This is a genomic window from Streptomyces sp. NPDC049813 (genome assembly GCF_044465085.1).
Lineage (GTDB): Bacteria > Actinomycetota > Actinomycetes > Streptomycetales > Streptomycetaceae > Streptomyces.
Genome location: NZ_JBITLI010000006.1, coordinates 317,178 through 341,169, shown reverse-complemented (window position 1 = coordinate 341,169; position 23,992 = coordinate 317,178). Strand labels below are relative to the sequence as shown.

The following is a 23,992-nucleotide window of genomic DNA, read 5'->3' as shown; positions in this document are numbered from 1 at the left end:
ACAGGGCCCATTAGGGTGACCTCATGCCAGCCAGCTACGCGTATCTCGGACCTGAGGGCACCTTCACCGAAGTCGCCCTGCGCACGCTCCCCGAGGCGGCCACCCGGGAACTCGTTCCCATGCTGTCCGTGCCCGCGGCGCTCGACGCCGTCCGCGGCGGCGAGGCCGAGGCGGCGTTCGTACCGATCGAGAACTCCGTCGAGGGCGGCATCACCACGACCCTCGACGAGCTGGTCGCCGGCCGGCCGTTGATGATCTACCGCGAAGTGCTGCTCGACATCACGTTCGCGCTGCTCGTGCGTCCCGGTACCAAGCTCGACGGCATCAAGACGGTCACCGCGCACCCGGCCGCCCAGCCCCAGGTGCGCAACTGGATCAAGGCCCACCTGCCGGACGTGACCTGGGAGTCCTCGGCGTCGAACGCCGACGGGGCGCGCCTGGTGCGGGAGGGCCGCTACGACGCGGCCTTCGCGGGGGAGTTCGCCGCCGCGCGCTACGGCCTGGAGCCGCTGGTCACCGAGATCCACGACGCGGAGAACGCGCAGACCCGGTTCGTGCTGGTCGGCAGGCCCGCCCGGCCCGCGGCCCCGACCGGAGCGGACAAGACCTCGGTGGTCATCTGGCAGCGCGAGGACCACCCGGGCGCGCTGATGGAGCTGCTCCAGCAGTTCGCGATCCGCGGGGTCAACCTGATGCTGTTGCAGTCCCGGCCCACGGGCAAGGGCATCGGTGACTACTGCTTCGCGATCGACGCGGAGGGCCACATCTCGGACCGGCGGGTGGCCGAGGCGCTGATGGGCCTGAAGCGGGCCTGCCCGGAGGTGCGCTACCTCGGTTCGTACCCGCGCGCGGGTGTCGCCGTCGAGGACGTACGGCCGCTGCGGACGGGGACCTCCGACGGCGAGTTCGTGACGGCGTCCGACTGGCTGGCGCGCTGCCAGGACGGCCGGTTCTGACTCTTCCGCGGCGCTGTGCCTCTGGCGGTCCTGCGCGCCCGTGCACCCGGTCCGACCAGCGGATTTTCTTCGTCCACAAGAGTTATCCACAGCACGCCATCTCGACCTGGGGACAAGTCGACAGGAAGGTGTGACATGGTCGACAAATCGCCCTCCAGGCCCCAAGAGTGTCCACAGCCCCGCAGGTCACCCCTCGTCCACCCTTTTCCTTTGATCAACCCTTTGGAGTGAAGCATTTCCACCCGAAAGTGAGCATGGAGGCGGTTTGGAACGGGAATCCTTCGCGATGGATGCGGCTTTCGGAACGCGCCCTTCCGGTGTCCACACCCTTTTCTCACAGCCTGTGGATAACCGATCGGAACCGCGACTTCCTGTGGACAACAGGGAGTCAAGTTCCGCCCGGCGCAAGGGAGTCCGGTCAAGACATCACGCCCCACCTGTCCCTTTCGGGGAAAACGGGCGTTCCTCTTGACGTGCCCCCACAGGCGTCCGTCCTGATCTTTTTCGGCCAGGTTCCGCTTTTAATTCTCATTCCGGCAAATAGGGCATAAAGCTACGCAACGGATATCGGGTCGAGAGCCGGAACGCCGCACCGGTAGCCTGGAGGGGTGATTGACCTTCGCCTGCTCCGTGAGGACCCCGACCGTGTTCGCGCCTCCCAGCGCGCCCGTGGAGAGGACGTCGCGCTCGTCGACTCCGTCCTGTCCGCCGATGAGCGGCGCAGGTCGTCCGGGCTGCGCTTCGACGAACTGCGCTCCGAGCAGAAGTCGCTCGGCAAGCTGATGGGCAAGGCCACGCCCGAGGAGCGCGCCGAACTGCTCCAGAAGGCCGAGGGCCTCAAGCTCCGCGTGAAGGCCGCCGAGTCCGAGCAGCGCGAGGCGGAGGAGGAGACCCAGCGCCTCGCCCTCCAGCTGGGCAACGTCGTGCACCCCGACGTCCCGCGCGGCGGCGAGGAGGACTTCGTCGTCCTGGAGACGCACGGCACCATCCGCGACTTCGGCGCCGAGGGCTTCACGCCCAAGGACCACCTGGAGCTCGGCGAGGCGCTCGGCGCCATCGACGTCGAGCGCGGCGCGAAGGTCTCCGGCTCGCGCTTCTACTACCTGACGGGCATCGGCGCGCTCCTGGAGCTGGCGCTGGTGAACGCGGCGATCGCGCAGGCCACCGAGGCCGGCTTCACGCCGATGCTGACCCCGGCCCTGGTGCGCCCCCGCGCCATGGAGGGCACGGGCTTCCTCGGCCAGGCCGCGGAGAACGTGTACCACCTGGAGAAGGACGACTACTACCTCGTCGGCACCTCCGAGGTCGCCCTCGCCGGGTACCACATGGACGAGATCCTCGACGCGAGCCAGCTGCCGCTGCGCTACGCCGGCTTCTCGCCGTGCTTCCGGCGCGAGGCGGGCACGTACGGCAAGGACACCCGCGGCATCTTCCGCGTGCACCAGTTCGACAAGGTCGAGATGTTCTCCTACGTCGCCCCCGAGGACGCGGAGAACGAGCACCAGCGCCTGCTGGACTGGGAGAAGCAGTGGCTGACCGGCCTCGAACTGCCCTTCCAGGTGATCGACGTCGCCACCGGTGACCTCGGCTCCTCGGCCTCCCGCAAGTTCGACTGCGAGGCGTGGATCCCGACGCAGGGCAAGTACCGCGAGCTGACGTCCGCGTCGAACTGCGACGGCTTCCAGGCGCGCCGCCTGTCGATCCGGATGCGCGACAACCGCGACGGCAAGAAGGTCCTGCAGCCGCTCGCGACCCTGAACGGGACGCTGTGCGCGGTACCCCGCACGATCGTCGCCCTGCTGGAGAACCACCAGCTGCCCGACGGCTCCGTGCGCGTGCCCGAGATGCTGCGGCCGTACCTCGGGGGCCGTACCACGCTTGACCCCAAGTAACCGCAGCCTGGAGCCGAACACCAAGTGAGCCACCCCGCCCCCGCGTTCCCGTACAAGCTCGTCGCGACCGACCTCGACGGGACGCTGCTGCGCCCCGACGACACCGTCTCCGGGCGGACCCGTGACGCGCTCGCCGCGGCCACGGCCGCGGGGGCCGCGCACATCGTCGTGACCGGCCGGGCCGTGCCCTGGACCCGCCACATCCTCGAGGACCTCGGCTACGACGGTCTCGCGGTGTGCGGCCAGGGCGCGCAGGTCTACCACGCGGGGGAGCGGCGGCTGCTGACCTCGGTGACGCTCGACCGGCAGCTCGCCGGTCTGGCGCTCGCCAAGATCGAGGCGGAGATCGGCCCGCTGGCGCTGGCCGCGAGCCGGGACGGGCTGGACGGCGAGGTCATCGTCGGCCCCGGTTACCGCGAGGGCGGTGGTCTGCCCGCGACTCCGTTCACGGATGTCGCGGAGCTGTGGGCGGCCCCGCTCAACAAGGTGTACGTCCAGCATCCCGGCCTGAGCGACGACCAGTTGGCCGAGGTCGCGCAGAGCGTGGCCGGCGGCCTGGTCGGCGTCACGATGGCGGGCGAGGGCATCGTGGAACTGCTCCCGCTCGGCCTCTCCAAGGCCACCGGGCTCTCGCTCGCGGCCCGCCGCCTCGGGGTGAAGCCCGCCGAGACGATCGCCTTCGGCGACATGCCCAACGACATCCCGATGTTCGCCTGGGCCGCGCACGGCGTGGCGATGTCCAACGCCCACGAGAGCCTGAAGGCCGTGGCGGACGAGGTCACGGCGTCGAACGAGGACGACGGCATCGCCGTGGTGCTCGAACGCCTGCTGGGCTGAGCCCCGCCGGTGCCATGGGGACCCGGTCCTGCGGTGGGCGCCGCCATGTATGCGCCCGGGCAGTACGGACGTGCGGGGCTGCGGTGCGGAGGATGCGCGGATCGAACGCGCGCGGGGCGTGCACCCCGACGACGGCTTAGCAAGCCGCTGCCTTACCACTCGGCCAATCCTCCGGGTGGGCGGCCCGCGTGCCACTGAGGACACGCGCTCGAAGCGGCCGCCCCGGGCAAGGCCCCTGGGCGGGGCTCGACGGAGGGTGGTGGCTACTCCGGAGCCTGCCTCGGGCCGCCCTGCAGGGAGCTCGACGGACTACTGACAGACATCGTCGCGCTCCTCTCCCAGTGGACGGACACCGGCGGGTCGGCCGGTGCGGTGTGACAGCAACTACTGTGCCGTGGCGCCCGGTTCGCCGCCACCGAATTACTTCGGAGCCGCGACCGGCGCCACCGTGGGCGGCAGGGCCCGCGCCCCTCGGGGCCGCGTGCGCCCGCCCAGGACCGCTACTCCTCCCCCGCCAGCTTCAGGGACCGCAGCCGCTGCCCCGCGTACCAGGTCGCCACCACGGTCACGCCCACCAGCAGGATCGTCGCCAGCGGCAGCCCCACGTCCGAGGTGATGAGGTCGCCGCCGGCCACCTTGTGGGCGACCGCGAGCGACCACTGCTGCACGCTGAGGGTGCGGGCGCCCGACACCAGGGAGCCGAAGAGCGCCTCCCAGACGAGCGCGTAGACCAGGCCGAAGACGACCGCGTGCCGGGTCACCGTGCCGAGCAGCAGGAAGATCGCGGCGTACGCGATGGAGGCGACCAGCGCGGCGATCGTGTAGGCGACCGCGATCTGCTGCCCGTTCCCGTTCAGGATGAGGCCCGCGATCAGGGTCGGGACCGCCGAGAAGACCATCGTGACGGCGACCGCCACGATGAGCTTGGTGAAGATGATCGTGGGGCGCTTGACCGGCTTGGAGAGCAGATAGACCACGGAGCCGTCGTCGATCTCGGGGCCGATGGCGCCGGTGCCCGCGATGACGCCGATCAGCGGCACCATCGTGGCCAGCGCGAATCCGCCCAGGACGTCCGAGGCGGTCTGGTCGTCGGCTCCGGTGAGGCCGCGCACCAGCGCGGAGATCACCACGAGCAGGACGGGCAGCGCGAAGAGGATGAGGGCCCGGCGTCGGCCGAGCAGGGCCCGGTAGGTAAGCCGGGCGACAGTGGGGTCGTACATCAGGGCCTCCTACGCCGCGACGAGATACGAGAAGACGGACTCGAGGGATTCGTCGGACGGCGAGACCGTGAGCAGGCGGATGCCGTGCTCCCGCGCGACCTTCGGAAGCAGTGCCGTGAACCGGCCGAAGTCGACGGCCTGGATGCGCAGGGCGCCTTCCTTCAGGTCGACCTCGATGCCCGCGGTCGACGGGTCCGCGATCAGCGCGGCGGCCAGGGCCCGGTCGTCGCTGGAGCGGACGAGATAGCGGTGCGGGCGGTCGGTCATCAGCCGGCGGATCTTGCGGAAGTCACCGCTGGCCGCGTGCCGGCCGGCGACGATCACCTCGATGTGCGAGGCGAGTTGCTCGACTTCTTCGAGGATGTGCGAGGAGAAGAGCACGGTGCGCCCCTCGGCCCCCATACGCCGCAACAGGTCCATGAGCTGCATGCGCTGGCGCGGGTCCATGCCATTGAACGGCTCGTCCAGGAGCAGCACGGACGGGTCGTGGACGAGGGCGGACGCCATCTTCACGCGCTGCCGCATGCCCTTGGAGTACGTCGAGATCTTGCGGTCCTGCGCGTACTCCATCTCGACGGTGGCGAGCGCCTGGTCCGCCGCCTTCTTGCCGAGGCCGTGCAGTTCGGCGTTGGCGACGACGAACTCCCTGCCTGTGAGGAAGTCGTACATCGCCTCGCGCTCGGGGACGATCCCGATGTGCCGGTAGATCGTCTCGTTGCGCCAGATCGGCCGGCCGTCGAGGGTGACCGAGCCGTTCGAGGGGGCCAGGAAGCCGCCCATCATGTTGATCAGGGTGGACTTTCCCGCGCCGTTCGGACCGAGCAGGCCCGTCACGCCGGGGCCGATCGTCATCGTGACGTCGTTGACGGCCACGACGTTGCCGAACCAGCGCGAGACGTGGTCGATGTTGATGGCGGTCACATTCCGACCTTCCGGTAGCGGCGCATCAGCAGCCCGTAGGAGCCGGCGATGAGCCCGAGGACGACGAGCAGGTAGACCACGCCCTGGCCGGTGGAGGGGCCGTGGGTCCCCGGGAACGCGGACGTGGCGCCGAGGAAGGCGGACCCCACGCCGTCGATGAGGGTGATCGGCGAGAACAGGCCCAGCCAGGAGACCGCGCTGCCGTTGTCCTGGGTCTCGGCGATCGCCTGGACCGTGGAGACCGCTCCGTAGGAGATGGTCAGGACGGCGATCACGGCGGCGATGCCGAAGCCGCGGCGGGGGGTGACAGCGGAGACGACGAGCCCGATCCCGGCGAAGAGCAGCGACAGCAGCACCACGGAAACCAGTCCTTGGCCGAATCCCTTGGTCTGCTCGGTGAAGTCCAGCTTGGCGAGCAGAGAGCCTACGTACAGGACGAGGAGCGGGGCCGCTGTGAGGATGAACAGGGCCGACGCCATCGCGGCGTACTTCGCGGCCACATAGTCCACCCGCTCGATCGGGCGCGAGAAGTACAGCGGCACCGACTTGAAGCGCAGGTCCCGGGAGACGGCCTGCGGCGCCTGGGACGCCACGTACAGGCCGATCACCGCCTGGAGGATGATCGCGTAGCGCGTGTAGTCGACCGGCAGGTCCTTCGCCTTGGTGGCGACGGCGACCGCGACCATGATCAGCGCGGGGACGCACATCACCACGAAGAGCAGCATCGGCAGCACCTTGGACTTGGCGGAACGCCCGAGTCCGTAGGCGCCGCGCAGGCTCTGCGAGAACAGTGAGCGGCGCGCGTACGCCCGGCCCAGGCGAGGGCCGTCGTAGTGGCGGTAGCCGATGTTGTGGATCTGGGTGGACGCACGGTCCGTGGCCATGGGCTCAGTGGTCATCGCGCGAGCCTCCCGTCTGCTGTGCGGCGGCGGTGGCCGCCCAGGCGACGGCCCGCTCGGAGCTCTGCTCCCGCTGCGGCTCGTCCTGCTGGTCGGCGGGGCGGAAGACCTCCGCGATGTGGTGCCTGCGCTGCTCCATGCGGATCAGGCCCAGGCCTAGGTCCGCGACGACGTCGCGGACGATGTCGTACGTCTCCTCGCCTTGTGCGGTGAGGAGCACGGTGTGGCCGGCACCGGGCAGCTCGCCGCCGGTGGTGGTCTCGATGCCGCGCCGGGCGAAGGCCTCGCGCAGCGCGCTCGTCCCGTCGGGGTGCTCGTCGCTGTCGGTGACCTCGATCGCGAGCGTGGCGGTGCTCTGCGTGAAGTCGGTGGTCGAGCTGGAGCGCAGCAGCTTGCCGCCGTCGATGACGACGACGTGGTCGCAGGTGCGCTCCAACTCGCCGAGCAGGTGCGAGGTGACCAGGACCGAGATGCCGAAGTCCGCGTGGACGCGGCGGATCAGGTCGAGCATGTCGTCGCGGCCGACCGGGTCCAGACCGTTCGTCGGCTCGTCCAGGAAGACCAGCTGCGGGTCGTGGACGAGGGCCTGGGCCAGCTTGACCCGCTGCTTCATACCCGTCGAGTACCCGCCGATGGGGCGGTAGCGCTCCTCGTACAGGCCGACGTGGCGCAGCGTGTCGGCGGTGCGCTCGCGGGCGGCGGTGGGCGGCAGTCCCGACATGCGGGCCATGTGGACGACGAACTCGGTGGCCGAGACGTCGGGCGGCAGGCAGTCGTGCTCCGGCATGTACCCCACGCGCTCGCGGATCTCACCGCCCTTGGTCGCGACGTCGAGGCCGAGCACTTCGGCTCGGCCCTCGGACGCGGGGGACAGACCCAGCAGGATCTTGATCATGGTGGACTTGCCGGCACCATTGGCTCCGACGAGTCCGGTCACCCCGGGCCCGATCTCCATGGTCAGCCGGTCAAGCGCGGTCACCCGGGGGAACCGCTTGCTCAGGCTTTCGGTCGCGATCACAGTCACGGTTCGACCGTAGTGGCGCAGCACACACGAAATCGTCAGACCTCAGGGTCAACCTCTGATGAGACCTGAGTATTACGGGACCCTAAGGGTCCTCCCTGAGTAGCCCTCGACAGCCCGGACTTCGCGCAGGTCACCGCTGCTCACCCGGCACGGTGGTGCCGTTGTGCACATCGCCGGGGTTCTCCACAGTCTGCCGCGGACCCCTTGACGCCGCCGCCAGCCATTGTCACATTCATCAGTGTCAAGTTACGAGCGCGTACGGCGACGGTCCGGTCACGGACGGCCCTGGCACGGACGGACGGTGGCATGTCCCCAGCAGTGGTTCGGGAACTCTCCGCGGAGCTGCGGGGGTTCAGAGCGGTCCAGCGCCTCGCGTACGAGTGCGCGGAGGCGGTGGCCGCGCAGCTGAAGCCCGGTGTCACCGAGCGGGAAGCGGCGCGGATGCAGCGGCAGTGGCTGCGCGAGCGCGGCGTGCGGGACTGGTTCCACCTGCCCTTCGCCTGGTTCGGGGACCGCACGGCGTTCACGGGCTTCCGGATACCGTTGCAGTTCTTCCCCACGAACCGCGCGCTGGAGCCTGGGATGCCGTTCATCCTCGACATGGCCCCGGTCCTGGACGGCTGCACGGCGGACATCGGGTACTCCGGCTGCCTCGGCCTCAACCCGGTGCACGACAAGCTGCTCGCCGATCTGGAGGCACATCGCGCGCTGCTCCTGCGCGAGGTGCGCGAGCGCCGCCCGCTGCGCGAGATCTATGAGGACGTCGACCGGTTGATGGTCCGGCAGGGCTATGCGAACCGGCACCGCGCGTACCCCTTCGGCGTGATCGCTCACAAGGTCGACCGCGTCCGGCAGCGGCGGATCAATCCGACCCTCTTCGGCTTCGGCACCCAGTCGCTCAGGGGCCTCGCGAGCGACGCGCTGCGCGGGCACCGGGACGGCTGGTCGCCGCTGTGGTCGCCGTACCGGTTCTCCGACCATCCCCCGCAGCCCGGTCTGTGGGCGGTCGAGCCGCATCTCGGATTCCGCGGCACGGGCGCCAAGTTCGAGGAGATCCTCGTGGTGACGGACTCCAAGGACCCCGAGGAGCACGCTTTTTGGCTGGACGACGATCTGCCGCACGTGCGGCGCTGGGCGGAGGGCATCTGATGACGGACCTGATGGGCATCCACGGCGCGCGCGAGCGCTGGGTACGCACCGGCGGGATCGAGCTGTGCGTCGTCGAGGCGGGTGACGCGGCGCGGCCGACCGTCGTCCTCGTCCACGGCTACCCGGACTCCAAGGAGGTCTGGTCCGAGGTGGCCACGCGCCTCGCGGACCGCTTCCATGTCGTGCTGTACGACGTGCGCGGGCACGGCCGCTCCACGGCGCCGACCCCGCTGCGCGGCGGCTTCACCCTGGAGAAGCTGACCGACGACTTCATGGCCGTCGTCGACGCCGTGAGCCCGGACCGGCCCGTCCATCTGGTGGGCCACGACTGGGGGTCGGTGCAGTCCTGGGAGTTCGTCACGGTCAGCCGCACCGAGGGCCGCATCGCCTCCTTCACCTCGATGTCGGGGCCCTCGCTCGACCACTTCGGGCACTGGATCAAGCAGCGCGTGAAGCGGCCCACGCCCCGCAAGGTGGGCCAGCTGATCGGGCAGGGCGCCAAGTCCTGGTATGTGTACATGCTGCACACCCCGGTCCTGCCCGAGCTGGCCTGGCGCGGACCGCTCGGCAAGCGCTGGCCTGCGATCCTGGAGCGCACGGAGAAGGTCCCGGCCGGCGACTACCCCACCGCGTCGCTGCCCTCGGACGCCGCGCACGGTGCCTGGCTGTACCGGGACAACGTGCGGGCGAGGTTGCGCCGGCCGCGCGAGGACGCGTACGCGCACGCGCCCGTGCAGCTCATCACGCCGCTGGGAGACGCCTTCCTCTCCCCGCGCCTGTACGACCGGCTCGAACAGTGGGCGCCGCAGCTCACCCGCCGGACGCTGCCGGCCAAGCACTGGGTCCCGCGCACCCGGCCCGACCAGCTCACCGCCTGGATCGGTGAGTTCGTCACGGCCCACGAGGAGCAGGAGGCCGGGGTTCCGGCTCCGCGCAAGGCGGCCGACGGCCCGCACGCGGACCGGTTCGGCGGACAGCTCGTCCTGGTCACGGGCGCGGGCAGCGGCATCGGGCGGGCCACCGCGTTCGCCTTCGCCGAGGCGGGGGCGCGCGTGGTCGCCGTGGACCGGGACGCCGAGAGCGCGGCCCGCACCGCCGAGATGGCCCGGCTCATCGGGGCGCCCGAGGCCTGGGCCGAGACCGTGGACGTCGCGGACGAACAGGCCATGGAGAAGCTCGCGGCGAAGGTCGCCTCGGAGTACGGCGTGGTCGACGTGCTCGTGAACAACGCGGGAGTAGGCCTGTCCGGCTCGTTCCTCGACACGACGCCGGAGGACTGGAGAAAGGTCCTCGACGTCAACCTGTGGGGGGTCATCCATGGCTGCCGCCTGTTCGGCAGGCAGATGGCCGAGCGCGGGCAGGGCGGCCACATCGTCAACACGGCCTCCGCCGCCGCGTACCAGCCGTCGAAGGTCCTGCCGGCCTACTCCACCTCCAAGGCCGCCGTGCTCATGCTCAGCGAGTGCCTCCGCGCCGAGCTGGCCGGACAGGGCATCGGGGTCTCCGCGATCTGTCCCGGCCTGGTCAACACGAACATCACCGCGACGGCCCGGTTCGCCGGGGTGGACGCCGACGAGGAGAAGCGCCGCCAGAAGAAGTCCGCCCGCCTCTACGGTCTGCGCAACTACCCGCCGGAGAAGGTCGCCACGGCGATCCTGGACGCCGTCGCGCACGACAAGGCGGTCGTTCCGGTGACGCCGGAGGCCCGCGGGGCACGCCTCCTCTCCCGTTTCGCTCCCAGAGTCCTGCGGGCGGTCGCACGGGTGGAGCCGCCGCTGTAGCGGAGGGAGCAGCCGAGGTGAGGTCGGGCAGTACGGAGCGCCGCCGCCGCGGGGTGGGTCCCGGGGGGAGCGGGGCCACAGGCGGGGCCGGGCGCCGGCAGCGGCCGTACCATCCCTCGCAGGAGGGTTCGCTCCACCGGGCCGGCGGGTACCTGGTGACCCGGCCCGGGCTCGGTGCGGTCGGCAGCGGGGCCAAAGAGCGTGCGGACCGGGCGGTTCGCGTGGAGGACCACGTACGGCCGAGGGGCGTGAGGTGTGACGGAGCAGCAGTCGGTCGTCGAGTACCGGATCGAGGACCTGGCCCACCACAGCGGCGCCACGGTCCGCACGATCCGTGCCTACCAGGACCGCGGGCTGTTGCCGCGGCCCGAGCGCCGCGGCCGGGCCAATGTGTACACGGCCGCGCACCTGTCCCGGCTGCGCCGGATCGCCGATCTGCTCGACCGCGGGTACACCCTGGCCTCCATCAAGGAGCTTTTGGAGGCCTGGGACGCGGGCCGGGGCCTGGGCGGCGTCCTCGGCCTGGTCGCCGAGGTGGACGGGCCGTGGACGGACGAGCGGGCGGGACGCATCACGCGGGCGGAGCTCGACGAGCGGTTCGGCGGCCGGCCCGACGACGCCGCGGTGCGGGACGCGCTCGACCTCGGCGTACTGGAGCAGGTGCCCGGGAAGGACGACGAGTTCCTGGTCCCGAGCCCGCAAGAGCTGTCCGTAGCAGTGGAGTTGCATGCTGCCGGTGTGCCGCTCACCGCGATTTCGGGCCATCTGCGGGAGTTGAGGGGGCAGGTGGAGCATATTGCCGCCCGATTCCTGGAGTTCACGACCGAGCATGTGTTCGCGCGCTACTTGGGACCGCATCCGCCCACCGACACGGAAGCGGTCGAGGCCGCGTCGCTCGTCCGTCGGCTGCGTCCGCTCGCCCAGCAGTCGGTCGACGCGGAACTGGCGCGTGCCATGCGGTTGTTCGCGACTCAGCACCTGCATCGACACCTGGCGGAGGGACCGGCGGTACGACCCGCCGACGAACACCATCTGGTCGCCCTGCCGGCACGGACAATGCGGGCTGTCCAGGCCCTGGTCGGCTCGGAAGGCGCTGCGGAGTTCGTCGCGGCGGCTGCCGAACGGGAAGTGCAGGCACGGACTTTGGACGCATTGGTGTCAAAAGGTGCAAACACTGCCATAGTTGAATAACAGGGCCTTACCAGGCGCCAGTTGTCCACAGAATCGTCAAGTTGCCTGTGGATAACCACAGTTGGCTGTGGATCAAACCTGGGAGCTTGTTCTCACGGATGAAATCTGCGTGCACGTGAGGCGGCCCGCCGGGCACCCTGGCGCCATGAGCGAGCAGCGCACCGTCAAGGTGTCGAAGTACCTTTCGAAGCATCTGCGCCATCAACCGGAGCGCATCGGGCTGTCGCTCGACGAGGCCGGCTGGGTGGAGATCGACGAACTGCTGGCCGCGGCCGCCGCGCACGGGTTCCCGGTCAGCCGGGCCGAGCTGGACCGCGCGGTCGCGGAGAACGACAAGCGGCGCTTCGCCGTCGACGGCTCCCGCATCCGCGCCAACCAGGGCCACACGGTCCAGGTCGACCTGGGTCTTGCGGCGGAGCAGCCGCCCGCGTACCTGTACCACGGGACCGTGGGCCGCTTCCTCGACGCGATCCGCGCCGAGGGCCTGCGGCCCATGGACCGGCACGACGTGCACCTCTCCGCGGACCGGGAGACCGCGACCCGGGTCGGCGCCCGGCGCGGCCGGCCCGTCCTGCTGTCCGTCGACGCGGGGACGATGCACCGCGACGGCCACACGTTTCGCGTCAGCGCCAACGGAGTCTGGCTCACCGCCGCCGTCCCCGCGCGCTACCTGCGCTTCCCGGGCTGAGACGAGCCCGCGCCCCTGGCGCCCAGCCCCGGCCCCGGCCCCGGCCTCGTCCCCACGCCACCCCACCCCCGGCGGAGCCCTCCGCATACGCTCACTGGCATGAACGACACGGCCCGCACCCCCCAGTCCCCGTTCCGCCTGAGCACCGTGATCCTGCCCCACCGCCGCTGGCGCGAGGGCGCACGGGAGACCTGGCTGCGCGCCGAGGAGCTGGGCTTCCACACCGCGTACACGTACGACCACCTGTCCTGGCGCGTACCGTTCCGCGACGGCCCGTGGTTCGGCGCGCTCCCGACCCTGACCGCCGCGGCCGGTGTCACCGAGCGGATGCGCCTGGGCACCCTCGTCACGTCCCCGAACTTCCGGCACCCGGTCACCCTCGCCAAGGAGCTGATCACGCTCGACGACCTCTCGGACGGCCGGATCACGCTCGGCATCGGCGCGGGCGGCACCGGTTTCGACGCGAGCGCCCTGGCCCGGAGCGACCAGGAGGCATGGACGCCGCGCGAGCGGGCCGACCGGTTCGGCGAGTTCGTGCCCCTGTTGGACCGGCTGCTCACCGAGGACACGGTCTCGTACGACGGCACCTTCTACTCGGCGGGCGGCGCGCAGAACGTTCCCGGCTGCGTGCAGCGCCCCCGGCTGCCCTTCGCGGTGGCCGCAACCGGGCCCCGGGGCCTCAAGCTCGCCGCCCGCCACGGGCAGGCCTGGGTGACCACGGGCGACCCGAAACTGTACGAAAACGGCACCCCCGAGGAGTCGGTTCAAGCCATTCGCGGTCAGGTGCGGAAGCTGGCCGACGCGTGCGACGCCATCGGCCGTGACGTGTCCGAACTCGACAAGATCCTGCTCACCGGGTTCACCCCGGACCGCGGCGGGCCGCTGGAGTCCGTCGACGCCTTCGTGGATTTCGCGGGCACCCACCGTGAGCTGGGCTTCACCGAGCTCGTCGTGCACTGGCCGATCCCCGACACCGCCTTCGCTGCCGACCAGAAGGTCTTCGAGGCCATCGCGACGCAGGCCCTCGCGCAGCTCGGCTGATCGGCGGGTTGCGACAGGGCGGGCCGGGCGGGACGCGCGGACCGGTACCTACTCATCTGCGCGCCCCGCCGCACGCCCGTGCGCGCATATGCGCGACCATGGCCCGGTGACCTCATCGACTTCTGGGCCCCGGCCCCCGGCTCCCACCGCCCCCGCGCCCCGGCTGATCGCCACGGATCTCGACGGCACGCTGCTGCACGACGACAAAACCGTTTCCCCGCGCACGGTCGCCGCGCTGGCCGCCGCCGAGGAGGCCGGCATCGAGGTCTTCTTCGTGACCGGCCGCCCGGCCCGCTGGATGGACGTCGTCAGCGATCACCTGCACGGCCACGGCCTGGCCATCTGCGGCAACGGCGCCGCCGTCGTGGACCTGCACGGCGGCCCGGGCAACCACCGCTTCGTCACCATCCGGGAGCTGGCCGTCCCGGACGCGCTCGACGTCGTCCAGGTGCTGCGCGCCGCGGCCCCCGGCACGTCGTTCGCGGTCGAGCGGACCGGCGGCCTGCACCACGAGCCGACGTACCCGCCCCTCCACCTCGACCAGGGCGAATGCGTCGCCCCCGCCGAGAAGCTGCTGAGCGCGGACTTCGAGGGCGGCGCCGTCGCGGAGCAGCCCGTCCTCAAGCTCCTCGCCTACCACCCGGAGCTCGGCCCTGACGCTTTCCTGGCGCTGGCCCGCACCGCCGCCGGCGACCTGGCCTCCATCACGCGCTCCAGTCCGAGCGCCCTCCTGGAGATCAGCGGCCGGGCCGTCTCCAAGGCGAGCACCCTCGCCCTGTGCTGCGCCGAGCGCGGCATCTCCCCCGCTGAGGTCGTCGCCTTCGGGGACATGCCCAACGACATGGAGATGCTGACCTGGGCGGGCGCTTCCTACGCGATGGGCAACGCGCACCCCGACGTGCTGGCGGCGGCGACCGGCGTCACGGCCAGCAACAACGAGGACGGGGTGGCCCGCGTCATCGAGTCGATCCTGGCGGCCCGCTGACCGCAACCGCGCCCGGCGCCCGCCCGGCCACCCCGCGCCCGGTGCGGCTCTCACCCGGCCGAGCCGCGCCGCAGCGCGGCACCTCCCGGCCGCGCGCCGTGCCTCAGCGCAACACCTTCCGGCCGCCCGCGCCTAGTGCGCGGCCCGCCCCACCCGGACGCCCCGCTCCGCCAGCCACGGCACCGGATCCACCCCCGAGCCCAGATACGGCGTGAGCCGCACCTCGAAGTGGAGGTGCGGCCCCGTCGAGTTGCCGGTGGTGCCGGACTGCCCGACCCACTGCCCCGTCCGCACCTTCTCGCCCTGGTCGACGGTGACGGCCGCGAGATGGGCGTACTGCGTGTAGTAGCCGCTCCGGTGGCGCACGACGACCTCGATGCCGAAGGCGCCGCCGCAGGAGACGTGCACCACGCGTCCGGCGCCCGCGGCCCGCACGGGCGTGCCGATGCCGACGGCGAAGTCCTGCCCGGTGTGCCGGTGCGCCCACCGTTCGCCCTTGCTGTCGAAGCCCGCGGAGAGCGTGTAGGTCTGCACCGGGGCCACCCACGCGCGCGTGGTGCGCGTTCGTGGCTGGGCGAGGCGGACGGCACCGCGGCACTTCCCCGCCGCCACCGAGCGGTCGGCGTCGCCCTGCAACTTCCACTGCGCCTGTACGAGCTTGCTCGCGATGTTCCTCTTCAGCCGGGCGAGCCGCTTGTTGCGCGCCTCCAGGGCGTGCCATTGCGCCGTCGCCCTGCGCTGACCGTCGGCGAGCCTCCGCTCGGCGCGGCGGCTCTTGCCGACGGCGTTGTTGAGCGCCAGGTCGGCCTGCCACACGGCGTGCTGCCCGTGCAGCAGGTCCGCGGGCTCGTCCGCGAGCAGCATCTGCGCGGTCAGGGGGAGGTCCCCGCCGTTGCGGTACTGGGCACGCGCGATGCGGCCGAGGTCGTCGTGGAGCACGGCGATCTCGCGCCGCTCCCGCACGAGCAACCGCTCGGTCCTGCGCGCCGCGGCCCGCTGCGTCCGGGCGGCCCGGCGCCCCTCTTCGTAGCGCTGCGTCGCCACGGACGCCTCCTCGAAGAGGCGGGCCACGTCCTCACTGGTGCGAGGTCCCTCCGCGCCCTGGGAGAGCGTGGGCGGGCCGCACAGTGCCGCGAGAGCGCACAGCAGCGCCAGGACGACAAGGAGGCGGCGAGGTCGTGGGCGCATGTCCCGGATGGTTGCCCGCGGCGCGGCCGCCCTCCCAGGGGACTCGTGCGGCCGGGGGAACGCGTGCCCCGTACGGCGCAGGAACGTACCGCCGAGTCAGCTACCACCCGGCTCCCCGGCGCTCGCTCACCTAGTAGGGCGCCTGCCAGACCACCGTCGTGCCGCCCCCGTCGTCCCCGAGGCCGGGCCCGTACCAGCTGTCGCCGCCGAGCGACTCCGCGCGCCGCTTGAGGTTGCGCAGGCCGCTGCGCCGTCCGCCGTCGGGGATGCCGACCCCGTCGTCCGCGACCGTCAGCCGGACGCCCCGCCGGCCGTCCGGCAGAGTGACGGAGGCGTCCACGACGACGTCGATGCGCGAGGCGCCCGCGTGCCGGAACGCGTTCGACAGGGCTTCCCGCAGGGCCGCGATGAGGTTCTTGCCGGTGAGTTCGCCGACGGTCGCGTCGACGGCGCCGACGAAGCGGTGCGCGGGCTTGAAGCCGAGCGCCACGGCCGCCGTGTTGATCTCCCGCAGCACGCGCGTGCGCAGGCCCGACAGCGCCTCCGCGGGCCCTTGTTGCAGGGCGAAGATGGCCGTGCGGATCTCCTGGATGGTGACGTCCAACTCGTCGACGGCCTTGCCGACACCGTGCTGCACCTCGGGGACCTCGGAGCGGCGCTGCGCCGTCTCCAGCATCATTCCGGTGGCGAACAGGCGCTGGATCACCAGGTCGTGCAGGTCGCGGGCGATCCGGTCGCGGTCCTCGAAGACGGCGAGCCGCTCCCGGTCGCGCTGCGCCTCGGCCATCATCAGCGCGAGCGCGGCCTGCGAGGCGAACTGCGTGGCGAGCGTGCGCTCCGCTTCCGTGAACGGACGCTGCCCACGCGCGCGGGTCATCACCAGCGTCCCCAGCACGCGCCCGTCGCTCTGGAGGGGGAGCAGCATGGCCGGACCGTAGTCCCGCGCGAGACCGGTCATCACGCGCGGGTCACTGGCCGTGTCCTCCATGAAGACGACGTCACCGGCGAGCAGTTCGGCGACGATCGCGCTCTCCGGCGGGACGATCAGGCCGAGCGCCCCCGAGGGCTGGTCCGCGGCGACGGCGACGATCTCCAGGCCGCCCTCCTCGGCGGGCAGCAGCACGATGCCGGCGGCCGACTCCGAGAGCTTGCGGGCCTGTTCTGCGACGACCTGCAGCGCGTCGTCGGCGTCGCCGCCCGAGAGCAGCGCGGTGGTCACGGCCACGGACCCGTCGATCCAGCGCTCGCGCTGCCGGGCGGCCTCGTACAGGCGCGCGTTGCCGATCGCGATGCCCGCCTCCGTGGCCAGGACCCGGACCATGTTCAGGTCGTAGTCGTTGAACTCGCCGCCGCCGTGCTTCTCCGTCAGGTAGAGGTTGCCGAAGATCTCGCCCTGGACGCGGATGGGGACGCCGAGGAAGGTGCGCATCGGCGGATGGTGCGCGGGGAAGCCGCACGCGCGCGGGTCGTCCGCGAGGTTCGCCAGGCGCAGCGGTACGGGGTCGTGGATGAGCGCGCCGAGCAGCCCCCGGTGCCCGTCGGGCAGCCGCCCGATGCGCAGGGCGGTCTCCTCGTCCATGCCGTGCCAGACGAAGTCCGCGAGCCCGGCGCCGTCCTCGGCCACGACGCCGATCGCCGCGTACGCGGCGCCCGCCAGTTCGGCGGCGGTCTCGCAGATCCGGTCCAGTGTGGTGTGCAGTTCCAGGCCCGTCCCCACGGACCGCATCGCGTCCAGGAGCTGGGGGACCCGCGCGGTCAGCTCGGTGGAGAGCCCGTGCAGGCTGCGGGCGGCCTCGCCCGAGGTCGGAGCGGGGTCCGCGGTGGGCTCGGTGGGCTGCGAAGCGGCGGGTCCCCTGGGTGTGGCCATGCCTTTGAGCCTAGTTAGTCCCATTTACGGACGAAAGTCGGTGCTTGCGGCGGGGGCGCGCCGTGGTCACCGGCCCGCCCCCGCGCCGACCAGCAGCTCCGCCGCGCTCTCCCGGTCCCGCAGCTCCCGCAGCGGCCCGTCGACGGCGGTCAGCTCGGCATAGGAGCCGCGCTGGACGACCCGCCCCTGGTCGAGCACGATCACCTCGTCGACGGCGTCCAGACCGGCGAGCCGGTGGGTGATCAGCAGGGTCGTCCGTCCGCGCGTCGCGTCCAGCAGGTCCGCGGTGAGCGCGTCCGCCGTCTCCAGGTCGAGGTGCTCGGCGGGCTCGTCCAGGACCAGCACCGGGAAGTCGGCCAGCAGCGCCCGGGCCAGCGCGAGCCGCTGCCGCTGCCCGCCGGAGAGCCGCGCGGCGTGCTCGCCCACCAGGGTGTCGAGCCCGTCGGGCAGCGCGTTCGCCCACTCCAGGAGATGTACGCGGGCCAGCGCCGCCCGCAGTTCGTCCCCGGTGGCGTCCTTCTTGGCGAGCAGCAGGTTCTCGCGGACGCTGCTGTCGAAGAGGTGGGCGTCCTGCGCGCAGAGTCCGACGAGCTCGCGCACGGCGTCGCTCTCCAAAGCGTCCACGTCGACGCCGCCGAGCGTGTACGTGCCGGCCTCCGCGTCGAGGAAGCGCAGCAGCACCTGGGCCAGCGTCGTCTTGCCCGACCCGGAGGGGCCCACGACGGCGATCCTGCGGCCCCGCTCCAGGGTGAGCGCGGCCCCGTCGAGCGCGGGCCGCGGCTGCCCTGGGTACCGGGCGGTGAGGTCCCGTACGACGAGCGGGAAGGGGTCCTGCGGCGCCGGGGCGGGCCGCTCGGGCTCCCGTACGGGTTCGGGGGCGTCCAGGACCTCGTAGACGCGCTCGGCGCTCTTGTGGACGCGCTGGCGGTACTGGACGGCGAGCGGCAGCCCGAGCACCGCCTCGAAGGCGGCCAGCGGGGTCAGGACGACCACCGCCATCGTCACGCCGTCCAGCTGGCCCGCGCGGACGCCCTGCACGCCGGCGAGGGCGGCCGCGGCCACGGTCAGGCCGGTGATCAGGGCGGTGAGGCCGTTGCCGAGCGCGGTCGCGGTGGCCGCGCGCGAGGCGATCCGGGTGAGGACCGAGTCCGCGGCGCGCGCCTCCCCGGTCCGTCGCACGAGTGCGCCGGAGACGGTCAGTTCGGCCGTGCCGGTGAGCAGTTCGGCCGCCCGGACCGCGAGCAGTCCGCGCGCGGGCGCCAGCCGCCGCTCCGCGCGGCGGGCCACGGCCCCGGACAGCAGCGGCACGCCGACCCCGGCGAGCAGCAGGCCCACGGCGAGGGCGGCGCCGGCCGCGGGCAGCAGCCAGGCGGTGAAGGCCACGGAGGCGGCGCCCACGAGCGCCGCGACCGACGCGGGCAGCAGCCAGCGCAGCCAGTAGTCCTGGAGCGCGTCCACGTCGGCGACGAGCCGGGAGAGCAGGTCGCCGCGGCGCGTCGTGCGCAGCCCGGCGGGCGCGAGGCGCTCCAGGCGCCGGTAGACGGCGACCCGGGTGTCGGCCAGCATCCGCAGCACGGCGTCGTGCGACACGAGCCGCTCCGCGTACCGGAAGCAGGCCCGGCCGAGGCCGAACGCGCGCGTGGCCGTCACCGCGACCATCAGGTACAGCACCGGCGGCTGCTGCGAGGCCCGGGAGATCAGCCAGCCGCTGGTCCCCATCAGGCCCACCGAGCTGCCGAGGGCGAGGGCGCCGAGGAGCAACGCGAGCGCCAGCCGCGACCGGCGGGGGCGGGCCGCGGCGCGCAGCCGGGTGAGGACGTGGCGCCGGTCGGCGGACCGCTCGGGCCGGCTCGGCCGCTCGGCGGGCACGAGGTCGCTCTCGGCCTGCGCGGGGCTGCCCGGCGCGGCGGTGAGGTGCGGGCTCGGCTGTCGGCCGGTGTCCGGTGTCCGGAGCCGGACCACCCGGTCCGCGAGGGCCAGCAGGGCCGGGCGGTGCACGACCAGCAGCACGGTGCGGCCCACGGCCAGCCTGCGGACCGCCTCCACGACGCCCGCCTCGGTCGCGCCGTCCAGCGCGGCCGTCGGCTCGTCGAGAAGCACCACGGGCCGGTCCGCGAGGAACGCGCGGGCCAGCGCGAGGCGCTGCCGCTGCCCGGCCGACAGGCCCGCGCCGTCGTCGCCCAACTCGGTGCGGACACCGTCGGGCAGCGCCGCGACGAACTCCAGCGCCCCGGCCTCGCGCAGCGCGGCCAGGACCGCGGCGTCGTCGGCGTCGGGCCGGGCGAGCCGTACGTTGTCCGCGATGGTCCCGGCGTACAGCTGCGGGCGCTGCGGAACCCACGCCACGCGCGCGTGCCACTGCTCCCGCTCCACGGTGGCGAGGTCGACGCCCCCGACGAGGATGCGCCCGTCGCGGGGGCGGGCGAACCCGAGCAGGGCGTTCAGCAGCGTCGACTTGCCCGCGCCGCTGGGCCCGACCAGGGCCACGGTCTCGCCGGGCGCGACGCTGAAGGAGGCGTGGGAGACGGCGTCGTCGGTGCGCCCCTCGTAGCGGACGGACACGTCGTCGAAGACCACGCTCGTGGTGGCGGGGACCGGCCGCGTGCCGGCCGGCGGCAGGGGCGTCTCCAGGACGGCGAAGATCTCCTCGGCCGCGGCGAGCCCCTCGGCCGCCGCGTGGAACTGCGTCCCGACCTGGCGCAGCGGCAGATACGCCTCGGGCGCGAGGACCAGGATGACCAGTCCCACGTAGAGGTCCATGGAACCGTGCACGAGCCGCATGCCGACCGTGACGGCGACGAGGGCGACCGACAGCGTCGCGAGCAGTTCCAGGGCGAAGGACGACAGGAAGGCGACGCGCAGGGTCCGCATCGTCGCCGTGCGGTACTGCCCGGTGATCGTGCGGATGGATTCGGCCTGCGCCTTGGCGCGGCCGAACACCTTCAGCGTGGGCAGCCCGGCGACCACGTCGAGGAAGTGGCCCGACAGCCGGGACAGCAGCCGCCACTGGCGGTCCATCCGGGACTGCGTGGCCCAGCCGATGAGGATCATGAAGATCGGGATGAGCGGCAGGGTGCCGACGATGATCGCCGCCGACACCCAGTCCTCGGTGACGACGCGGGCGAGCACGGCCACCGGGACCACCACGGCGAGCCCCAACTGCGGCAGATAGCGCGAGAAGTAGTCGTCGAGCACGTCCACGCCGCGCGTGGCGAGCGTCACCAGCGACCCGGTCCGCCGGCCGCTCAGCCACTCCGGGCCGAGCCGGACGGCCCGCCCCAGCAGCCGCCTGCGCAGCTCCGACTTGACCGCCGCGCCGGCCCGGTGCGCCGCCAGTTCGGTCAGCCAGGAGACGAGACCCCGCCCGGCCGCGACGACCACCAGGAGCAGCAGAGGCGTGCGCAGCTGGGCCGCGTCGAAGCCGTGCTGGAATGCTCCCACCACCACTTCGGCGATGAGCATCGCCTGCGCGATGACCAGCCCGGCCCCGGCGGCGCCGAGGACGACCACGGCCAGCAGGAAGAGGCGGGTGGCCCGGGCGTACCGGAGCAGGCGCTGGTCGATCGGTTTCACGTGAAACACACCCTCACGTAGGCACGAAGGTCCGGGGACAGGCCCTCACGTAGGCACGAAGGTCCGGGGACAGGCCCTCACGTAGGCACGAAGGTCCGAGGACGGGGCAGGGTTCAGTGCGCGGCGTCGGCGATGTGCTTGGTGCCGATCCGCTTGCGGAACACCCAGTAGGTCCACGACTGGTAGAGCAGCACGAGCGGGGTCGCGATCGCCGCCAGCCACGTCATGATCTTCAGCGTGTAGGGGCTCGACGAGGCGTTGGTGACCGTCAGGCTCCAGGCCGGGTCGAGCGAGGACGGCATGACGTTCGGGAACATCGTCAGGAAGAGCATCGCGAAGACGGCGGCGATGGTGATGCCGGAGAGCGCGAAGGACCAGCCCTCCCGTCCCGCCTTGATGGCCCCGACCGCGCCGAACAGCGCGACCACCGCAACGATCAGCGCGATGAGCGACGTGCCGTCCCCCTTGCCCGCCTGGGTCCAGAGCAGGAAGACGAGCGCCAGGGCCGCGGTCACCAGGCCGAGCGTCAGGGCCAGCTTCCGTGCCCGCGCCCGGATGTCACCGAGCGTCTTGAGCGAGGCGAACACCGCGCCGTGGAAGGTGAACAGCGTCAGGGTGACCAGGCCGCCCAGGAGCGCGTAGGGGTTGAGCAGGTCCCCGAGGCTGCCGACGTACTCGAAGTCCTTGTCGATCTTCACCCCGCGCACGATGTTGCCGAAGGCCACGCCCCAGAGCACGGCCGGGACGAGCGAGGTCCAGAAGATCGCGTGCTCCCAGTTGGTCTGCCACCGCTCCTCGGGGCGCTTGGCGCGGTACTCGAAGGCGACCCCGCGCACGATCAGGCAGACCAGGATGACCAGCAGCGGCAGGTAGAAGCCGGAGAACATCGTCGCGTACCACTCGGGGAAGGCGGCGAAGGTCGCGCCGCCGGCCGTGAGCAGCCACACCTCGTTGCCGTCCCAGACGGGGCCGATCGTGTTGATCAGGACGCGTCGCTCGGTGCGGTCGCGCGCCAGCAGCTTGGTGAGGACGCCGATCCCGAAGTCGAAGCCCTCCAGGAAGAAGTAGCCGATCCAGAGGACCGCGATGAGGACGAACCAGACATCGTGGAGTTCCATGACTTGTGCGCTCCCTCGGCCTAGTAGGAGAAGGCCATCGGCTTGTCGGCGTCACGGTCGCCGCCGATCCTGGTGGGCGGGTTGAGGTCCTCGTCGGTGAGATCGGGCGGTCCGGCCTTGATGTACTTGACCAGCAGCTTGACCTCGATGACGGCGAGCACCGCGTACAGCAGGGTGAAGACGGTCATCGAAGTGATGACCTCGCCCTGCGAGACGCTGGGGGAGACCGCGTCGCGGGTCTGCAGGACGCCGTAGACGACCCACGGCTGCCGGCCCATCTCGGTGAAGATCCAGCCCCAGGAGTTGGCGATCAGCGGGAAGCCGATGGTCCACAGGGCGGCGATCCAGTAGAGCTTGGTGAACTTCGGGCTCAGCGCCTTGTTCTTGAAGAGCACCAGGTTCGGCACCTCGTCCTCACCGGTCCGCATGGCCTGCGGCAGCATGAACTTCTTGCGGGTGAGCCACAGACCGAGGAGTCCGAGGCCGAACGACGCCATCCCGAAGCCGATCATCCAGCGGAAGGCCCAGAAGGTGACGGGGATGATCGGCCGGTAGTCGCCGGGCCCGTACTTCTCCTGCTCGGCCTTGTTGGTGTCGTTGATGCCGGGGATGTGCGAGGTGAAGTTGTCGTCGGCGAGGAAGGACAGCACGCCGGGGACGGAGAACTCGACGCTGTTGTGGCCCTTGCTCACGTCTCCGTAGGCGAAGATCGAGAACGGTGCCGCGTCCTGGCCGTCCCACAGCGCCTCGGCCGCCGCCATCTTCATCGGCTGCTGCTTGAACATCACCTTGCCGAGCTGGTCGCCGCTGATCGCGGTGAGCATGCCGCCGATGACGAGGGTGACCAGACCGAGCCGGAGCGAGGTCCGCATGGTCGCGACGTTCTTCGGCTTCTTGCGCGCCAGGTGGAAGGCGGCGATGCCGACCATGAACGCGCCACCGGTCAGGAACGAGGCGGACAGCGTGTGGAACGCCTGGGTGAGCGCCGTGTTCTGCGTCAGCACCTGCCAGAAGTCGGTCAGCTCGGCCCGCCCGGACGCCTTGTCGTACCGGTAGCCGACCGGGTGCTGCATCCAGGAGTTGGCCGCCAGGATGAAGTACGCGGACAGGATCGTGCCGATGGACACCATCCAGATGCAGGCCAGGTGGATCTTCTTCGGCAGCTTGTCCCAGCCGAAGATCCACAGACCGATGAAGGTGGACTCGAAGAAGAACGCGATCAGCGCCTCGAAGGCCAGCGGCGCTCCGAAGATGTCGCCGACGAAGCGCGAGTAGTCGGACCAGTTCATGCCGAACTGGAACTCCTGCACGATCCCCGTCACGACGCCCATCGCGATGTTGATCAGGAAGAGCTTCCCCCAGAACTTGGTGGCCCTGAGGTACTTCTCCTTCTCGGTCCGCACCCAGGCGGTCTGCAGCCCGGCGGTCAGTGCCGCCAGGGAGATCGTCAGGGGCACGAAGAGGAAGTGGTAGACGGTGGTGATGCCGAACTGCCATCGCGCCAGGGTCTCCGGCGCCAGAGCCAGGTCCACTGCGTCATCTCCTTACATCACCGCGGCCACACGCCAGCGATTTGTCCCGTGAATCCCTCTCATATCCGGAGGAACCGGGATGCGCTTGTGAACGCGTTCACATTCACAAGCATTATGTCGTACCGGCTGT

18 protein-coding genes and 1 tRNA gene are annotated in these 23,992 nt (G+C 71.6%); 9 read left to right on the top strand and 10 right to left on the bottom strand.

Annotation, left to right across the window (positions count from 1 at the left end; translation table 11 throughout):
* Positions 1-23: 23 nt before the first annotated feature.
* The 3 genes from pheA to ACIBW6_RS16425 all read left to right on the top strand — a co-directional run bounded on the left by pheA (position 24) and on the right by ACIBW6_RS16425 (position 3,685).
* On the top strand, positions 24-956 hold the full coding sequence (pheA, locus tag ACIBW6_RS16435) for a prephenate dehydratase (RefSeq protein WP_399059997.1): 933 nt from the start codon (positions 24-26) through the stop codon (positions 954-956).
* Between the two features lie 608 nt (positions 957-1,564).
* A complete protein-coding gene (gene serS, locus ACIBW6_RS16430) occupies positions 1,565-2,848 on the top strand; it encodes a serine--tRNA ligase (RefSeq protein ID WP_399059996.1) in 1,284 nt (427 codons plus the stop codon).
* A 24-nt stretch (positions 2,849-2,872) separates the two neighbouring features.
* Positions 2,873-3,685, top strand: a complete 813-nt coding sequence (locus ACIBW6_RS16425) for an HAD family hydrolase (RefSeq protein ID WP_399059995.1) — start codon at positions 2,873-2,875, stop codon at positions 3,683-3,685.
* A gap of 86 nt (positions 3,686-3,771) precedes the next feature.
* Here the strand turns inward: ACIBW6_RS16425 and ACIBW6_RS16420 are convergent.
* The 5 genes from ACIBW6_RS16420 to ACIBW6_RS16400 all read right to left on the bottom strand — a co-directional run bounded on the left by ACIBW6_RS16420 (position 3,772) and on the right by ACIBW6_RS16400 (position 7,743).
* Positions 3,772-3,858: transfer RNA gene (locus ACIBW6_RS16420), tRNA-Ser, on the bottom strand.
* Positions 3,859-4,185: 327 nt separating this feature from the next.
* On the bottom strand, positions 4,186-4,905 hold the full coding sequence (locus ACIBW6_RS16415; protein WP_399059994.1) for an ABC transporter permease: 720 nt from the start codon (positions 4,903-4,905) through the stop codon (positions 4,186-4,188).
* A 9-nt stretch (positions 4,906-4,914) separates the two neighbouring features.
* Entirely contained in the window at positions 4,915-5,826 is a 912-nt protein-coding gene (locus ACIBW6_RS16410) for an ABC transporter ATP-binding protein (protein ID WP_399059993.1), read from the bottom strand.
* Complete coding sequence (locus ACIBW6_RS16405) at positions 5,823-6,725, bottom strand: ABC transporter permease subunit (RefSeq protein WP_399059992.1); 903 nt, start codon at positions 6,723-6,725, stop codon at positions 5,823-5,825. Before ACIBW6_RS16405 ends, ACIBW6_RS16410 begins: the two co-directional genes overlap by 4 nt.
* The gene (locus tag ACIBW6_RS16400; RefSeq protein ID WP_399060037.1) at positions 6,715-7,743 is read right to left on the bottom strand and encodes an ABC transporter ATP-binding protein; all 1,029 of its coding nucleotides are present in this window, start codon (positions 7,741-7,743) and stop codon (positions 6,715-6,717) included. The genes ACIBW6_RS16405 and ACIBW6_RS16400 overlap by 11 nt, the downstream gene beginning before the upstream one ends.
* Positions 7,744-8,055: 312 nt before the next feature.
* On the opposite strand from ACIBW6_RS16400, the gene ACIBW6_RS16395 reads away from it, so the two are divergent.
* The 6 genes from ACIBW6_RS16395 (at position 8,056) to ACIBW6_RS16370 (ending at position 14,584) form a co-directional block, all read left to right on the top strand.
* On the top strand, positions 8,056-8,898 hold the full coding sequence (locus ACIBW6_RS16395; protein WP_399059991.1) for a M24 family metallopeptidase: 843 nt from the start codon (positions 8,056-8,058) through the stop codon (positions 8,896-8,898).
* Positions 8,899-8,909: 11 nt separating this feature from the next.
* Positions 8,910-10,679 (top strand): SDR family oxidoreductase, encoded by a 1,770-nt coding sequence (locus ACIBW6_RS16390; RefSeq protein ID WP_399060036.1) that lies wholly within the window; start codon positions 8,910-8,912, stop codon positions 10,677-10,679.
* A gap of 255 nt (positions 10,680-10,934) precedes the next feature.
* Complete coding sequence (locus ACIBW6_RS16385; protein WP_399059990.1) at positions 10,935-11,870, top strand: MerR family transcriptional regulator; 936 nt, start codon at positions 10,935-10,937, stop codon at positions 11,868-11,870.
* A 145-nt stretch (positions 11,871-12,015) separates the two neighbouring features.
* A complete protein-coding gene (locus tag ACIBW6_RS16380; RefSeq protein WP_399059989.1) occupies positions 12,016-12,558 on the top strand; it encodes an RNA 2'-phosphotransferase in 543 nt (180 codons plus the stop codon).
* A gap of 99 nt (positions 12,559-12,657) precedes the next feature.
* Complete coding sequence (locus ACIBW6_RS16375) at positions 12,658-13,599, top strand: LLM class flavin-dependent oxidoreductase (RefSeq protein ID WP_399059988.1); 942 nt, start codon at positions 12,658-12,660, stop codon at positions 13,597-13,599.
* A gap of 88 nt (positions 13,600-13,687) precedes the next feature.
* Entirely contained in the window at positions 13,688-14,584 is an 897-nt protein-coding gene (locus ACIBW6_RS16370; RefSeq protein WP_399059987.1) for an HAD-IIB family hydrolase, read from the top strand.
* A 132-nt stretch (positions 14,585-14,716) separates the two neighbouring features.
* Here ACIBW6_RS16370 and ACIBW6_RS16365 read toward each other — a convergent pair whose 3' ends face one another.
* The 5 genes from ACIBW6_RS16365 to ACIBW6_RS16345 form a co-directional block, all read right to left on the bottom strand.
* Positions 14,717-15,772 (bottom strand): M23 family metallopeptidase, encoded by a 1,056-nt coding sequence (locus ACIBW6_RS16365; RefSeq protein ID WP_399059986.1) that lies wholly within the window; start codon positions 15,770-15,772, stop codon positions 14,717-14,719.
* 130 nt (positions 15,773-15,902) lie between these two features.
* Positions 15,903-17,639 (bottom strand): GAF domain-containing sensor histidine kinase, encoded by a 1,737-nt coding sequence (locus ACIBW6_RS16360; protein WP_399059985.1) that lies wholly within the window; start codon positions 17,637-17,639, stop codon positions 15,903-15,905.
* A 66-nt stretch (positions 17,640-17,705) separates the two neighbouring features.
* Complete coding sequence (cydD, locus tag ACIBW6_RS16355) at positions 17,706-21,212, bottom strand: thiol reductant ABC exporter subunit CydD (protein ID WP_399059984.1); 3,507 nt, start codon at positions 21,210-21,212, stop codon at positions 17,706-17,708.
* A 113-nt stretch (positions 21,213-21,325) separates the two neighbouring features.
* Positions 21,326-22,330, bottom strand: a complete 1,005-nt coding sequence (gene cydB / locus ACIBW6_RS16350; protein ID WP_399059983.1) for a cytochrome d ubiquinol oxidase subunit II — start codon at positions 22,328-22,330, stop codon at positions 21,326-21,328.
* A 20-nt stretch (positions 22,331-22,350) separates the two neighbouring features.
* Positions 22,351-23,862: a cytochrome ubiquinol oxidase subunit I gene (locus ACIBW6_RS16345; RefSeq protein WP_399059982.1), complete on the bottom strand. Its 1,512-nt coding sequence runs from the start codon at positions 23,860-23,862 to the stop codon at positions 22,351-22,353.
* Between the last annotated feature and the right edge of the window lie 130 nt (positions 23,863-23,992).